The sequence below is a fragment of the Sphingomonas sorbitolis genome (genome assembly GCF_036663875.1).
GTDB lineage: Bacteria > Pseudomonadota > Alphaproteobacteria > Sphingomonadales > Sphingomonadaceae > Sphingomonas.
The window spans coordinates 1-14,017 of the sequence record NZ_JAXOJS010000006.1 but is presented as its reverse complement, the minus strand read 5'-3'; the positions used below and the strand labels follow the sequence as shown (position 1 = coordinate 14,017).

Annotated in this window: 16 protein-coding genes; 13 read left to right on the top strand and 3 right to left on the bottom strand. The window is 56.6% G+C overall.

Annotation, left to right across the window (positions count from 1 at the left end):
* Positions 1-31 precede the first annotated feature (31 nt).
* Positions 32-784 (bottom strand): hypothetical protein, encoded by a 753-nt coding sequence (locus U1763_RS17765; protein WP_332756271.1) that lies wholly within the window; start codon positions 782-784, stop codon positions 32-34.
* A gap of 162 nt (positions 785-946) precedes the next feature.
* On the opposite strand from U1763_RS17765, the gene U1763_RS17760 reads away from it, so the two are divergent.
* From U1763_RS17760 to U1763_RS17750, 3 genes are all read left to right on the top strand, one after another.
* The gene (locus tag U1763_RS17760; protein ID WP_332756270.1) at positions 947-1,792 is read left to right on the top strand and encodes a DUF932 domain-containing protein; all 846 of its coding nucleotides are present in this window, start codon (positions 947-949) and stop codon (positions 1,790-1,792) included.
* A 437-nt stretch (positions 1,793-2,229) separates the two neighbouring features.
* Positions 2,230-2,799, top strand: coding sequence for a recombinase family protein (locus tag U1763_RS17755; protein WP_010218564.1), 570 nt, complete (start codon positions 2,230-2,232; stop codon positions 2,797-2,799).
* Positions 2,796-3,143: a hypothetical protein gene (locus U1763_RS17750; protein WP_332756269.1), complete on the top strand. Its 348-nt coding sequence runs from the start codon at positions 2,796-2,798 to the stop codon at positions 3,141-3,143. Before U1763_RS17755 ends, U1763_RS17750 begins: the two co-directional genes overlap by 4 nt.
* Here U1763_RS17750 and U1763_RS17745 read toward each other — a convergent pair.
* A complete protein-coding gene (locus U1763_RS17745) occupies positions 3,140-3,334 on the bottom strand; it encodes a hypothetical protein (RefSeq protein ID WP_332756268.1) in 195 nt (64 codons plus the stop codon). The two genes, U1763_RS17750 and U1763_RS17745, sit on opposite strands and share 4 nt — an antisense overlap.
* A 370-nt stretch (positions 3,335-3,704) precedes the next feature.
* On the opposite strand from U1763_RS17745, the gene U1763_RS17740 reads away from it, so the two are divergent.
* The 10 genes from U1763_RS17740 (at position 3,705) to U1763_RS17695 (ending at position 13,449) form a co-directional block, all read left to right on the top strand.
* The gene (locus U1763_RS17740) at positions 3,705-4,475 is read left to right on the top strand and encodes a ParA family protein (RefSeq protein ID WP_332756267.1); all 771 of its coding nucleotides are present in this window, start codon (positions 3,705-3,707) and stop codon (positions 4,473-4,475) included.
* Positions 4,475-5,557: a ParB/RepB/Spo0J family partition protein gene (locus U1763_RS17735; protein WP_332756266.1), complete on the top strand. Its 1,083-nt coding sequence runs from the start codon at positions 4,475-4,477 to the stop codon at positions 5,555-5,557. Before U1763_RS17740 ends, U1763_RS17735 begins: the two co-directional genes overlap by 1 nt.
* 353 nt (positions 5,558-5,910) lie before the next feature.
* Positions 5,911-6,210, top strand: coding sequence for a hypothetical protein (locus U1763_RS17730; protein ID WP_332756265.1), 300 nt, complete (start codon positions 5,911-5,913; stop codon positions 6,208-6,210).
* A gap of 51 nt (positions 6,211-6,261) precedes the next feature.
* Complete coding sequence (locus U1763_RS17725; protein ID WP_332756264.1) at positions 6,262-7,068, top strand: hypothetical protein; 807 nt, start codon at positions 6,262-6,264, stop codon at positions 7,066-7,068.
* Between the two features lie 468 nt (positions 7,069-7,536).
* Positions 7,537-8,064, top strand: a complete 528-nt coding sequence (locus tag U1763_RS17720; RefSeq protein WP_332756263.1) for a mobilization protein — start codon at positions 7,537-7,539, stop codon at positions 8,062-8,064.
* 178 nt (positions 8,065-8,242) lie between these two features.
* The gene (locus U1763_RS17715; protein ID WP_332756262.1) at positions 8,243-9,235 is read left to right on the top strand and encodes a relaxase/mobilization nuclease domain-containing protein; all 993 of its coding nucleotides are present in this window, start codon (positions 8,243-8,245) and stop codon (positions 9,233-9,235) included.
* A gap of 59 nt (positions 9,236-9,294) precedes the next feature.
* Positions 9,295-9,804, top strand: a complete 510-nt coding sequence (locus tag U1763_RS17710; RefSeq protein ID WP_332756261.1) for a DUF805 domain-containing protein — start codon at positions 9,295-9,297, stop codon at positions 9,802-9,804.
* Between the two features lie 308 nt (positions 9,805-10,112).
* A complete protein-coding gene (locus U1763_RS17705; protein ID WP_332756260.1) occupies positions 10,113-11,036 on the top strand; it encodes an LAPAL motif-containing putative phage structural protein in 924 nt (307 codons plus the stop codon).
* 71 nt (positions 11,037-11,107) lie between these two features.
* Positions 11,108-12,922 carry a hypothetical protein gene (locus U1763_RS17700; protein WP_332756259.1) on the top strand — a complete coding sequence of 605 codons (1,815 nt, stop codon included), beginning with the start codon at positions 11,108-11,110 and terminating at the stop codon, positions 12,920-12,922.
* Positions 12,923-12,939: 17 nt separating this feature from the next.
* Positions 12,940-13,449, top strand: a complete 510-nt coding sequence (locus tag U1763_RS17695) for a hypothetical protein (protein ID WP_332756258.1) — start codon at positions 12,940-12,942, stop codon at positions 13,447-13,449.
* A 62-nt stretch (positions 13,450-13,511) separates the two neighbouring features.
* Here U1763_RS17695 and U1763_RS17690 read toward each other — a convergent pair.
* Positions 13,512-14,017 (bottom strand): SOS response-associated peptidase family protein (locus U1763_RS17690; protein WP_332756257.1); only part of this gene is annotated, 506 nt, incomplete at its 5' end.

Here is a 14,017-nt window from a genome sequence, read left to right as displayed (position 1 = left end):
AGGGTCACGAACACATCGAGAGCGGTACCGACTATAGCAGGAAGAGCGTCCGAGCGGCCCCAAACCCAGCGAGGGCCGCAATTCCATAGCCCAGCAGATTGAGGCGATAACCGATCGTTCGCCAGCGGTCGCGCCGTTCGTTGAGCTGATCGCGCAGGACGGCGACCATCCGGCGATCGTCGTCGGCTTCTAGCATCCGATCAATCATCGCGGTTAAACCGGCCGTCACGTCGACGCGGCGCACGTCTGCCAACAGCTCTTCCGGATATTGTTTGAGAGCGTCGACCGTCATCGGCTTGGACGGGAAATGACGACGCCAGCCATCGGCAGGGCGATCCCAGGCGAAACCGAACCGAGCGTAAAAGCGGGCAAGCTGATCGAAGGCGGCACCGTTGCCCGGCGAAATTAACGTGACCGGCACAACGTCGCGGCCGGGGAAGGTCCGTTGCGCCCACGCGGTAACGACGTTGAACACCAGCGTTCCGACGCCCTGCCCGCGCAACCGAGCGTGCAAAACCTCGACGTTCCCGTTCGTTACTTTGACGGCGGAACGCACCAAGCGCCCTTCCCCGCGCATCACAGTGCGAGAGAATCCCTCGCGCTCCGTCAGATCGACCGCCAGCACGTCGAGGCTACGGGTTTCCCCGCCCTCTTCGTCCAGCGTGCCGAGGGCAATCAAGCAGCCGCCCGGCTGCGGTCCTACCTCGAAAAGGGACCAGCTAAAGGCTTCGTATCGCTTACCCGGTGACGGAAACAGCGCGGCGATTTCGGGCGTGAGCAGCATCAAAGCAAACCTCCTAACCTTCCCAAAACAATACGATATCGAAAAATATTAGGCGATATGCAAAATACCTATTGCATAGCAAACGATATCGTTTAATATCGTGAGTGGAAGGACGGCCTTCCCGCCGATTTGCAGCGGCGATCACCAACCGGAGACAGACCCATGAACGCCACCCTCGCAACCCGCTTCGCACGCAACGCCCGCCAGATTCGCGGTTCGGAAGCACTCGACAACGACACGCTCCGCGCCCTCGTCCCCTCGATCTTCGCAGAAGAAGCGCACGACAGCCGTTCGCAGCGTTACGTTTATGTCCCGACGATCGAGCTGGTCGACGGCCTTCGCAAAGAGGGTTGGGCACCGTTTTTCGCGGCACAATCGAAGCCTCGCGACCTGGGCCGCATGGCGCACACGAAGCACATGCTTCGCCTCCGTCGTCCCGACGATATCGGCAACGCCGAGGCCGCAGAGGTCATCATCGTCAACAGCCATGACGGCACGAGCGCTTATCAGATGTTCGCCGGGATGCTGCGTTTCGTCTGCACCAACGGCATGATTTGTGGCGATCAGTTTCAAGAGGTCCGCGTTCCCCACAAGGGCAACATTCAGGATCAGATCATCGAAGGCGCTTACACCATCGCCAAGGACTTTCCGCGCATCATCGACGCCACGGCCGAAATGAAGGGAACGCGCCTTAGCGAGGCCGAGCAGCGCGTTTTTGGTGAGGCTGCATTGATCGCCCGCTATGGCGACGACGTAAGCCCGATCCGTCCCGACCAGATCATTCAGCCGCGCCGTTCGGCCGATGCTGGCGGCAGCGTCTGGAGCACGTTTAACGTCATTCAGGAGAACGTCATTCGTGGCGGCGTGCACGGGATGAAGCGCACCGACGAGGGCCGCATTCGCCGCAGCAAGTCGCGCCCGATCAACGGCATTGACCAGAATGTCAGCCTCAATCGGGCCATGTGGACACTGGCCGAGGGGATGCAGTGCCTAAAGGCCGCAGCCTAACAAAGGTGGGGGGACGGCATTGCAGCGCCGCCCCCCCGGTTTTGCCGACAATCGGAGACAGACCCCAAGCCGACGCGCACCCCCTAACAGGGTCGTGTCGTGCCGTCACGGATACAGACCCATGACGATCGTTGCACAAACCCGCTGGCGTCACCTGGCCCCAGCCCGCGCCGCCCCTTTCCTTCGTCAACTGGCTGGACGCCGACACGTATCCGCCTTGCCGCGTATGCGTCGCGCACGAGCTGCGTCGCGCCGCTGGCATCCGAAACCGGAGGTTTGCACAATGACCTTTCCCGCATGGCGCGGCGCGATTATCGGGAAGGCCGATAATCGCGCGCATCGCTTCTCGATGCAGAAATCAACAATTTTGCATCATTTCAAAAATGGCTGTTTTCCGCGGCCTTTCGCTATGCATATTTCTGATACAAAAGAGGGCCATGATTTTGGGCTATGCGCGCGTCTCGACAGGGGGACAGGATTTGACCCAGCAAGCGGAGGCGCTTCGCGCCGCTGGTTGTCAGAAAATTATTCGCGAGACGCGCAGCGCCGGCGCCAACGCCGATCGCCCAAAATTACGGCAAGCGTTGAAGTCCCTAGAACCGGGCGACGTGCTAGTGGTGACGGCGATCGACAGGCTGGCACGCGACACGCGCGACCTTTTGAATATCCTTCACGAGGTCAAACTATCGGAAGCCGGTTTCCGATCGATCGCGGAGCCGTTGGTAGATACGTCGTCGGAGCTGGCCGAGGTAGTGATTGCCGTTCTTGGGATCGCAGCCAAATGGGAGCGAGGGCGCATCATCGCACGCACAACGGCGGGACGGGTTCAGGCGAAGGCGGCAGGGATCAAGTTCGGTCGCAAGCCAACACTGACACCCCACCAGATACGCGAGGCGTCTGCACGCGTCGCCAGCGGCGAGACACAGCGCAACGTCGCGCGATCCTTCAATGTGAGCCAAGCCACAATTTCACGGATTGTGACGCGGACCGAGGAACAGCAAATATGAGCCGGTACGATTTTGAGGGGAACGGCGCGCGCCTCGCAATCGGATGGGACGCGCCGCTTGCGTCGTTCTTTCTGACCGTCTGGACGGACGCCCTGCAGGACGGTTCGGAAGACGAGCCGCCTTTGATCTGGTTAGGTGCGTCCTATGCCGAGGTCAGTCATCCCGGCGTATTGGTAACGATCGCGAAGCGTCACGTTCCGGAGATCCCGGCCGACCTGGCGCGAACGCTTATGGTCGACCAACTCAAGGCCCCTGCCCGGCCGCTCGCGGCTGGCAAGTCGACAATGGACCGCCTTCTAAACACGTTAACCGGCCAACCGCCGATCAACCCGACAGTGCACTAGTCTTTATGTTCGGTATAGCCCTCTTGCTTCGCCAGCGCGTCAACGGCGCGCTCGATCGCCGTCACAAGCGACCAGCCCTTTTCTTCGCGGATACGCTGCAACAGTTCGTGCTTATCAGCCGCGAGACGGGCGTAAACCGACGCTACCGTGCCGCGAGAAGGCCGACCGCGCGGCTTTGCTTGATCGTCCATAATGCTCCTACACCTACCGCGTTTGACGATAGCAGGAGCGCTCATAGGCGATTTAACGATATCGTGCTAGGGTGGCGTCATCGGATGACGTAAGCACCCCCCGGCCGAGTAACGGAGGAACGGTAATGCAAGAAGTGTGGGACGGCATTCGCGGTATTGGCGAAGCGATCGGCTACCTCTTCATTGCAGGGCTGATCCTTTGGGGACTGTTCGTTCGCAGATCGACGCCCTTCGGGCGCAATCGCGGAGCAGGACGCGGAGGGGGTGGCCCCTACCGTTACGATCGATCGGCCCAAGAACTTTATGACCGCAATCTCCGGAAGGGTCCGGACCACAATTGATCCCGGCATAGCCGGTGGAGGCTTGAGCCATGCAGACGATCGTAATCAACAATCAGAAGGGCGGCGTCGGGAAGACGTTATTTTCCGTTCACCTTGCTTGGTTTCTGGCCGAGCTAAAGGCGAGCGTCTTGTTCATCGACTTGGACGGCCAAGCCAACTCCAGCACCGTTCTACAAGCTGAACGCAAGGGCGGCTATGCAGCCGACCTATTCGAGACGGGCAAGCTAGATCCTTTAACTGCTGAACCGGGCATCACCGTCTTAGCCAGCGACGGACGCCTAGACGCCATCGAGGCGGCGGGCGCGGATGCGATGATTCCGCAGTTTGCGAAGATCGCGGGCGCGTTTGATTTTTGTGTGGTCGACACCCCGCCCGCCTGGGGCTGGCGAAACTTCTCTGCAATGGCCGTGTGCGATCATGTAATTGCACCGATTGAATTGAAGGACTTCGCTATAAGCGGCGTCGGCAAACTATTGCAGTCAATGAAGAATGTTCAAGACAAGGGTAGAAACGGCAAACCAGTTAACTTTCTTGGTTTGCTCGCTTCGCGGTTTAACAGCCATTCGAATCGTGAGCGTGACAACCTCCAGACCCTTATAAATGCGCTAGGCTCTGATATGTTGTTTCCGGGCGTGATAACAAACCGTGACGGCTACGAACAGGCAATGTCCGATGCCGTTCCGGTTTGGACAATCAAGACTTCCGGCGCGAAAGTAGCGGGCGCAGAAATTCGTAAGATACTTGCGACGGTTTACGAGCGGGTCACGCCTAAGCAGCCCGACACAACGGAGGCTAAGTAATGTCCAAATTTGGAAGCCTACTTGGCGACGTGGCATTTACGCTCAATTCCAACGCGAGCGCGGTTGCTATTCAGATGATCCCGCTCGATCGAATCACGAGCGACCCAAACAATCCTCGCAAGATTTTTGATCAGACGCAGCTTGAGGAAATGGCGCAGTCGATCAAAGAGCGCGGGATTCTCCAGCCGATCACCGTTCGCCCGCTGGAGGGCGGAACGTCGTTCATGGTCCGCTATGGCGATCGGCGCTTTCGCGCCGCCCGGATAGCGGGGCTTACCGAAATCCGCGCGATCGTGACGACCGCCGACGTGTCCGAAGATGATTTGTTCGATCAGGTCATTGAGAACGATCAGCGCGCGGCGCTGACGACCGCCGAAATGGCCGAGGCGATCGGAGCTGCGTTAGCCCGAGGCGATAAGGCAGTGGACATAGCGAAGAAGCTAGGACGGCCGAAATCTGTAATCGCGGAGTATTCCGCGTTGCAGGAAATGCCGCCATTCCTTCGCGCCCTGGCCGACACGACCGCAATCCGTACGCTCTACGAACTTTATCAAGGTTGGAAGGCAGACCCGGCAAAGGTCGAGGCGTTCGTTGCCAACAGTGACGGAACAGGCATTCGGCGAGCTGCCGCGCGTGAGCTTGTACGTGGAGCGGACGCAGTAAATAAGCGCCCGGCACCAGCTCAAGCAGCAACACCAAACGCCGATGAGCCACCTCTACCGCTGGAACCAGACGATAAAAGTTCGTCCGGACGAACTTCCGAGCCAGCTCCAAACGGATCGACAGCGACAGACTCACCGGCCGCAACGGGAAAAGACGTGGAAAACCTGTCAGCTCCAGTAACGAAGCCGGTTGCGAAGGATGCGACACCAACAACGCTAAAGGGTGAGGGAAAGCCCGCGCGAGCCACGCTTGAAAAATCCCGCGCGGCTGACAGCAGAGAGCCAAGCCTTCCTGTCATGGTGCATGGGCGAGCAGCGAGGCTTATCATGCCGCCAGTTGTTCGCGTCGTGTTTGACGATGACGGAGCGGAAGAGTCCGTTGATCCAAACGACGTTAGCCTTTTGGCGTTCGGTTCATAAAGGGAGGGGGATGGCGTCTGCCGCTTCGCGGCACCGTTCATTCAGTCGCTACGCTCCCCAAGCCCCCAAGCGGGGTCTTGGCCCTTACGGGTTCCAATCACTGACGAAGAGGCGGCGCGGAAGAGCGCCGCCGAAAGTGCCGGCGAAGGCCGGCGCGTAGTTTGTAGAAAGGGGGGGAAAGGACGCACGCGCCCTCTCCCCCGCAACGACAATCTAGGGGACCGAGGCTCAGTCGCTAAAGCTCCCTGCGCCCGCACCACTCCCCTAGATTCTCGCTGCCCCCCTCTCCCCGTTAGATTCCACGATGAAGGAGTTTGCGGGGTGTTCCCGCCAGCCAATGAAGGGATCGCAAAATGCGCTGGATCATCATCACCGACAAAATCGACGACGGTAACGCAGTCAACTTCGGCCAGTTCGACGACGAAACGCGGCGCTACCAGAACGAGAGCAAGGTTGCCGACGCACTGACAACGATGCCGACCGAGTTCGAGCTTTTGGACGATGACGGCGAGGTCTATTTTGAGGGTCGCACCCGTTGCATCAACCACGGCGCGGACCTCGCTTTCGCCCCGCTCGATTGGGCCGAAGCCTACGGCTGCACCGAATTACGATATCGGCCCGTCCGTTCGGACGAACCTTGGAAAACCCTCTGATCCATTGCGGGCCGGGCAACGCCCCGGCCCCTCTTTTTCGAGGATGCCGATATGACCACCACCAAGACCCGCGACGAGCTAGGCGAACAGATCATCACCGCAGGGCTTGCGGAGAACGATTTCATTCTGGACCTCAATGGCGGTTTGACCGTGCCGAGCGGCTTTCCCCTGCCCTCCCCTTGGAATCTCTCTTCCCGCCTGTTCCGGTTCCCGATCGAGGTATGCAAGGCGCGAGGTGATCGGCCCCGCACGATCGGCCTTCGTCACCCTGATCTAGCCGCACATCCCTTCGTGCAGCACGTCGAAGCCGCGCTAGGGTTTAAGCTGGACCCGAACGGCGCACCCAACAAAAACGGCTACAGCACTTGCGAAGGTTTCGGATGGTTTCACGCGGTCGACCTCGTGACGGCGGGCCAGTGGCGCGCGTTGCTCGATACGTCCGACTTCACCAATACCCGCAGCATCTTCAACGCGGTGGATTTTGGTTTGGGATATTCAGATCATAGCGAGGGGGGAAAACGCCACGGCCACCTTTCCACGTCGGATGCCCGGCAGATCATGGACGAGCTTGGAGCTATTGAACCGACCAATCGCGCCTCTATCATTCGGGAACTCGGGAAACCGTCAGCTTGCAATTCAGAGGGCAAGAAAGGCGGCGAGCGTTGGCCGATCAACGGGAAAGCCAGCAGCCTTGAGGATCAGGCGTGGGCGATGATTTTTGGAATCGAAGACGGATGGTTTGAGTATGACCGCGCCGGATTCCTGCAATGGTCCGTGAAGGGACGCGACAGGTACAGCGCCGGGAATGCCGTCACCTACGTGGAGGAAAAGACAGGACAGGCAGCGTTCGCGTTTTAGAACGGGTGAGTGACGGCGCGGAAACAGGGGGGAAAAACCGCACCGTCATAATCTGAACGAGGCGCGAAGGCTTACGATCCGATCGGCCGAAATTTTGGAGCGGGTGACGACGCGGAGACCGGAGGGAGAACGCGCCGTCAGAAGTATAACAGAGGGCAGGGTATTACGATCCGGGCGGCGCGAAAATGCCCCAGTGACGATCGGCGCAAGAGCTGGATCGTCACGGGGGCATTTTCGCGCGAGCCGGGCTTTGCCCGGCGTTCGACCAAGAGAGGGCAGGGGGAAGGGCAAACGAGCGGTGAGAAGCGATCGTTAGCGAAAGTTCGTCCGGACGAACGATTTTAACTCTTGTGGTATGATGGCGGTGAGAAGCGATCGTTAGCAAAAGTTCGTCCGGACGAACGATTTTAACTCTTGTGGTATGATGGCAGGATAGGCTTACAGCCGGTTTTGTAATACATTCCGCCGATGGCTACATTCATTGTTCGATTGGCTGACGACGTTGCCACCCGGTTTGATAAGCTCGCCGCGAGTTATGGCGGGCGGTCGAAGGCGTTGCGCCTCGTCATCGGAGACGCGTGCAATCAAGCGAAACCGCTTCCCGAGGTTCAGCCGTCGAGTGGTCGATACCGCGTTGAGATTAAGTTGAACGAGGGTGACGCGAAGCGGCTGGAGGCGATGGCCGACGAGCGCGGGTTGACGCGAACAGACTGGATTGTCGCCCTGATCCAGACGCGGCTAAACGGTGCGCCGGTCCCGGTAGTCGACCAGCGGCAGACGCTAACCGACATTCGCATCCAGCTTCGCGGGATCGCGAAAAACGTCAATCAAGTCGTGAAGGCGTTCCACGCTGCGAACATGGAGGACAGCCGTTTGGAGGTAAGCCGCGAGGTTGCGCGCTTGGCTGCGATGGCGGAATCAGTAAGCGAACAAGTCGAGGCGATCGGTGACGCGATGCGCGGCGACCTATCCTATTGGAGAGCCGGGGATGAGTGACGGCCCGAAGATCGAGTTTCTAGACACCACCTGGCGTGCACCAGCAGGAGGCAAAACAACAGGCTCGAAAGGCCGGTTGAACATACCGGCTGGCAAAAGCTCCAGAGGGGGAGGGGGCGGAAGCGTTGCGGCGACAAAGGCAAAGCTCCAGCGGGTCACGAACCGCGTCCCGGAGGTCATGGTCAAGGTTTCCGGCCGTCAACGTGGTGGCGGGCATACCGCCGCGCACTTGGAGTATATCGGCCGACACGGAAAACTTAAGGTCGAGACGAGCGACGGCGAAAAGCTGGAGAGCGTGAAGGACCTTCGCGAGCTAGCGCAGGATTGGGCCGAGGATGAAGCGGCGACCACCAAGCGCCGCGAACCGCTTACTTCAATTTCGATGGTCCTATCCATGCCGCCCGGCACCGATCCGGACACGGTGTATCAGGCAGCGCGGGCGTTCGCTCGCACCGAGCTGGAGCGCTTTCCCTACGCAATGGCGCTGCACACAGACACGGATCATCCGCACGTTCATTTGACGGTCGCGGCCCGAGGGGAAGGCGGGGAGAGGTTCAATCCTAGAAAGGATGATCTAGCCGGGTGGCGGGAGAGCTTCGCACGCGAGTTACGAGCGCGCGGTATTGAAGCCGAGGCAACACCCCGACGAGCGCGGGGCGTTATTCAGAAGATGGAGCGGACGCCGATCCGCAAGATACGCGATCGAGCGGAAGCCGGAACGGCCGAGCTGCCCCGCGTATTGCAGTCGAGCAGAGCCGAGGCCGCAGCTATGGCACAGGAGAAGCCAGCCAAGGCGCGACCTTGGGAGGTGAGCGCGATCGTTCGGCAATCCGAGGTGCGAGCGTCTTACGAGAAGGCCGCTACCGAGCTGGACGCCAGCGCCGACCCCGCCGATCGTAAACTAGCCAAGCAGACGCGGGCGTTCGTCGCGTCGATGCCCGATCCAATGACACGGGATCGCGACCAAGCCCGGCAGATGGCAGAGGCGAGAAGGAATGACCGCGATAGCGAACGGGATCGAGAGCGTACGCCAGTGACCCGAGCCGAGCCGGTTCCGCCAACAAAGCCAGATCGCCAACGGCCGACACGAGAACCGCAGCAGCCAGAGCGGACGAACGATAAGCCTCGCGACACACTAAGAACGCCAAAGAGACCCGATCGAACCCGATAGTTCGTCCGGACGAACTTTTGACCATACGACGAACAGACGGCTTTCTCGGTATCGACCCGATGCCTACGATCGCACCGGCAAAGACGCGCAAGGGATCTACGATGCCGCTTCGACAATTTGCCCGCGTAAACGGCCGTTTGCGTCGTCGCGCATTTTGGCCGTTCGCAGCAACAGCCGTAGCGCTTGTGCTTGTAACGAGCATTATTCTCCCACCTTTGGGCGGGTTGCTTGGGCTGGTTCTAGCCGTCCCGATTGCCACCCCAGCAGTACGCCGGTTTCATGATGTCGGACTATCAGGGTTCTGGCTTTTGCCGCTGTTGGTTCTGCCTATCGTTTTGATAGGCATCGTGCTTTTCAGCATTTCGATTTTCTCGCTCGTGCTGGCTGCGGTGATCGACAGCAGTCTTAGTCAGGGACAGGTCGGGGACGTATTTCACAACATCGAAATCGTGTTGGCCTCGGCTTTTGGAGGTTGGCTTATGCTCTGCTTGATTGCCCTGCTCTGGCGTGGTTCAAAGGGGACCAACAGGTTTGGCGACAACCCCCGGCCAGCACGAAAGCCGACATGAGCTATAAGACTTCCGCCCTTACGGTCCTGACGGCGCTGACGCTGGCGGCATGTCATCGCGACCCTGCGAAAGCCACGGTGCAAACGAAGCAGCCCGATACCGTTGTGACCAGTCGCTCCAACGGTAAGGCTGTCCCAAACCCCCGCAGGGGAAGCTACAAGAAATCAGACCCGAACGCCCCGGCTGGCTACCGATCGCCGGATTGAAAGTTCGTCCGGACGAACTTTTGATTTCTTGCCGATTAAATGGGACCGTATGTGTTACCCGGCATGGGTTGTCTGGCTTAAAAGCGAAAAGTAGCACACGTAATGGGAACGCTCGACCTTACCACCGCCCGCGACAAGGACGGTTTCGTTATATACTTCGGCGGCAAGCCGGGTGAGGTAGATACCTATACGTTCGCTAATGCATTGGTGGCGCTTTCGGACGCGTTTCAGGAAATCAACAATCAGGTAAACCCCGGGTACTCGCTTGAACTTCGGCTGGAAGCTGTTGCGGAAGGCAGCTTCATGGCGCGTGTTCGTGAGATACCAAAGAGCATACGCGACGCGTTTAAGTGGGGTTCTAACGCGGTAATCATGCCGATCTTGGTAACGCTCTTTTATGATGGCGTTATAAAGAAGGATGAAAACACCAAGATCACCATCAATACGAATGAAGTTATTATACAAAAGGGCGCTGACAGGGTCATTGTCCCTCGTACTGCATATGATCAGGCACAAAAGCTTACCGATCGCAAGAAGGTGTTGCGCCACGTTGCAGCCGCTGTTCGTGCCGTTGAGAGCGATCCTAACGTCACGTCGCTTGGGATATACAAGGACTTCGATACTACTCAGCCAGCGGCGATTTTAATTCCGCGTGATGAGTTTGCCTTCATAAAATCAGTTGCCGACGATGACGACGACCAGCGGAAACGTATCGTACCGCAAGAGGCTACGTTGGGCATTCTCAAGGCGGTTTTTGCTAAAAGCGATCGCAAATGGGAGTTCGTTTGGAACGGGGTCAAGATCGGTGCCACGATCAGCGATCCAGTATTTATGGCAAGCGTCATGTCGAGGCAGGTTCGTATCGGGGCCGGAGACGCTATCGACGCAACGATGGAAATTGAGCAGTCGTTTGACGATACGGCCGGCGTTTGGCTGAACGTCGGGTATCGCATCGCCCATGTTCGGAAATTCATCCCTGGTAATCACGGTGAGCAATTGGATCTAATCGATCCATCTAAGCCATAGATTATAATCCAGGTTTTACGGCGAATATTCTGCGTTTCTAGGAGTGTTGACGGTTGAGTCTTTATAGCAACTTGCAGAAAACTAAAAGCGAGGAGGACGTAAAAGACGTCTATATCAAAGCTTTAGGTCTCAAGGGCTTCTCAAAGAACCTCATTGATATTCAAACCAAAGAAGTATGGTTTGAGGCTAAGGCGAACGGCAAGTGGTCATTCTATGAAATGTTCACCCAGCTTCTGCACTACGTACAGGTAGCTCTAAATAAGGGCGAAGAGGTTCCGGCACTGTTGTGCGTAGTCGATACCGACAAAGCCGCAATAATGCAGACGGACCACGTGATACCGTTTTTAGCAAAGAAAACCATTAAATGGGGGAAATCAGCTAGTGAAGTTCCGAAGCCTGCGGTTGATGCTATCTCCGCTCATATTGGAACTCACTTTGTTGCATTTAAAATTGAGAATGACGAACTTGAGTTTATAGAAACTCTTAAGGACGCTATCAAATCTGGCAAAATTGTTCGCAATCAGATCACGCCCGATAACCTCAAACAGGTTTTCGACAAGTGGGTAGAAATGATTGGGCAGGAAGTACAAGGCGTTCATTCAGAGGAATATAACCTGCTATTCTTCGCTGACATTATGCATGATGGTAAGGTCTCAACGCATCAAGACCTTACCGCAGAGCTATTATTCAGGAATGGAGACCCCGTATTCCTTTTAGCGGGTAAAATACATAAGCTCGATACGCATGAGGGTTATCGGAAATTTTGGACCCATTGGGATAGGCCTCCACGCAACGAATATCGCAACTATATTCTTGAGCGCCGAGACAACCTTATCCCCTTGGATGAGCGTATATTCAAAGGTGCATTTTACACGCCTCTTCATGTCGTAGATAAATCGTACGATCTTTTGACGTTTACCTTGGGAAAGAGGTGGCAGCAAAAGTACAAAGTGTGGGATATGTGCTGCGGTGTCGGAAATCTAGAGGTAAAACATTCTAACCCTCGCAATCTATTCATGTCCACACTCGACCAATCAGACGTTGATATCATGGTTGCTACGAAGACATGCGTTGCTGCTCACCGCTTTCAATATGACTACTTAAACGATGACATTACTAAATCTGGTAATATCGATTACAGCCTCACTAATAAGGTTCCGCAAGACCTAAGAGATGCGATCGCTTTGGGTGAGAAGATTGTAATATTAATCAACCCTCCGTACGCGGAAGCGATGAACGCGGGTACGGGTGTTGCAACAACTGCCGTTGGTAAAACGATGGGCGAAGATGTTGGCTATGCGCGTAGAGAGCTGTTCATTCAGTTTCTGCTGCGTATCAAAAAGGAGATTCCTAACGCGATCGTGGCGATATTTTCCAAGCTGAAATACGTCAATGCGCCAAATTTTGGAGAATTCAGGGAACAATGGACGCCGAAGTACCTCGGCGGTTTTGTCGTTCACAGTCAGGCATTCGACGGCCTGAAAGGCGAGTTTCCAATCGGCTTTCTTATTTGGAATACCGGTAAGAAGCGGAAAGGCGCGTTAGAAATCGAGACGGAAGTCTTAAATCGAAATGCCGAGGCGATCGGCGCTAAGCGGTTTTACGATGTTCCTCGTACAGCGTTGGTCAACACCTGGATCAAACGGGCCAAGCCCAACGACATTCCCGCACTTCCGCTTATTAATGCGTTTGATCCAAAACCCGGAACGAAGGACGTTCGCGGGTCTCGTTGGGCGGACGGGGGACTCGGCGGGATGATTTGCAAAGGCTCTGATTTTCAGAACTCGCGGACCGTTGCTCTAATGTCTTCTGGATACGCCAGTGCCGGTGGCATCTTAGTTACGGAAAACAACTTTCGCGAAGCTGCAATTGTATTTACAGCATGACGTCTAATTAGACAGACATGGCTAATGACCGCGATCAATTTTTTGTGCCGTCCAATAATATAAGCGACGAATTCGCCAACGATTGCTTAGTATGGATGCTGTTCAGCAACGCCAACTTGGCGGTAAGCGCCGATGGGATAGAATGGAATGGTAAAAAGTGGTCTTTGACGAATCACTTCATTCCGTATCTTGAATCAGATGTAGGGGCGACAGGTAGATTCGAGTCTGACTTTATGTCGTCATACCTAGGAACTCAGAAGCTATCGAAAGAAGCTCGCAAAGTCATATCCGATGGTAAAAAGGTATGGCAAGCCTTCTTCGAACGTAAGGATGAAAAGGCCGTGCGGGATAAATATCATCTTGGAAGACCAGACGTTGGTTGGCTCCAAGTCCGTAATGTACTTACCGCGCGCTTGGCTTCTGGCACCACGGTGTCAGCGAAGCCAAAAGATATCGAGACGGCCTATCGTGCATTGGGTGAAAAGATCGCGCCCGACGTCTATACGACTGGATTGCTAAAGGCTTAGATCGGCCAATCGTCGCTTGTTTTGAGCAGGTCAAAAGTTCGTCCGGACGGACTTTTGACCTGCTACCGCCCTTCGCGGCGCGTAGGAAAAACAGGTCCGCGCACCGTCATCTTGCCCGGTTCGAAAGGCTTCTGGAGCCGAACAACATCGTCATATGAGCCTCGCAACCACGTCTCGATATCGTCGGGATCGAGTATTGTTATCATGGCTTTGGGATGGATCGGGCTAACAAGCGAATTGGGATCGCACGTCACCATCGTAAAGCCGTTACCCTCCGCTGTAGTCTGCCAGAATCCGGCGACAGCGAACACAGGCTGACTTGGCACCGAGAACCACATTTCCCCTTTAAGGGGCGGTTTTCCGTCATCCAGATCGTGCTTGTCAGGGGTGAACTCGCAGAACTCCGTAAGAGGCACGAGGCAACGATTTTCCGGCTTCTCGGCCAGCTTGCGCCATTGCGGCAGCGCGAGGTTTCGCACGTTCGTCATAGGCCACGGGGCTTTGCCGCCAGTAACGTCCCACGTCATCACGTCCCAGGCGCGTTCGCCGCCCTGTTCGCGGATAATGT

What these genes read in the sequence shown, in the direction of transcription:
- U1763_RS17740 (WP_332756267.1), top strand. Translation starts at nt 3,705, where the DNA reads ATGCAGACGATCGTAATCAACAATCAGAAGGGCGGCGTCGGGAAGACG.
- U1763_RS17755 (WP_010218564.1), top strand. Translation starts at nt 2,230, where the DNA reads ATGATTTTGGGCTATGCGCGCGTCTCGACAGGGGGACAGGATTTGACC.
- U1763_RS17710 (WP_332756261.1), top strand. Translation starts at nt 9,295, where the DNA reads ATGCCTACGATCGCACCGGCAAAGACGCGCAAGGGATCTACGATGCCG.
- U1763_RS17695 (WP_332756258.1), top strand. Translation starts at nt 12,940, where the DNA reads ATGGCTAATGACCGCGATCAATTTTTTGTGCCGTCCAATAATATAAGC.
- U1763_RS17730 (WP_332756265.1), top strand. Translation starts at nt 5,911, where the DNA reads ATGCGCTGGATCATCATCACCGACAAAATCGACGACGGTAACGCAGTC.
- U1763_RS17735 (WP_332756266.1), top strand. Translation starts at nt 4,475, where the DNA reads ATGTCCAAATTTGGAAGCCTACTTGGCGACGTGGCATTTACGCTCAAT.
- U1763_RS17745 (WP_332756268.1), bottom strand. Translation starts at nt 3,334, where the DNA reads ATGGACGATCAAGCAAAGCCGCGCGGTCGGCCTTCTCGCGGCACGGTA.
- U1763_RS17765 (WP_332756271.1), bottom strand. Translation starts at nt 784, where the DNA reads ATGCTGCTCACGCCCGAAATCGCCGCGCTGTTTCCGTCACCGGGTAAG.
- U1763_RS17715 (WP_332756262.1), top strand. Translation starts at nt 8,243, where the DNA reads ATGGTCAAGGTTTCCGGCCGTCAACGTGGTGGCGGGCATACCGCCGCG.
- U1763_RS17720 (WP_332756263.1), top strand. Translation starts at nt 7,537, where the DNA reads ATGGCTACATTCATTGTTCGATTGGCTGACGACGTTGCCACCCGGTTT.
- U1763_RS17750 (WP_332756269.1), top strand. Translation starts at nt 2,796, where the DNA reads ATGAGCCGGTACGATTTTGAGGGGAACGGCGCGCGCCTCGCAATCGGA.
- U1763_RS17760 (WP_332756270.1), top strand. Translation starts at nt 947, where the DNA reads ATGAACGCCACCCTCGCAACCCGCTTCGCACGCAACGCCCGCCAGATT.
- U1763_RS17725 (WP_332756264.1), top strand. Translation starts at nt 6,262, where the DNA reads ATGACCACCACCAAGACCCGCGACGAGCTAGGCGAACAGATCATCACC.
- U1763_RS17705 (WP_332756260.1), top strand. Translation starts at nt 10,113, where the DNA reads ATGGGAACGCTCGACCTTACCACCGCCCGCGACAAGGACGGTTTCGTT.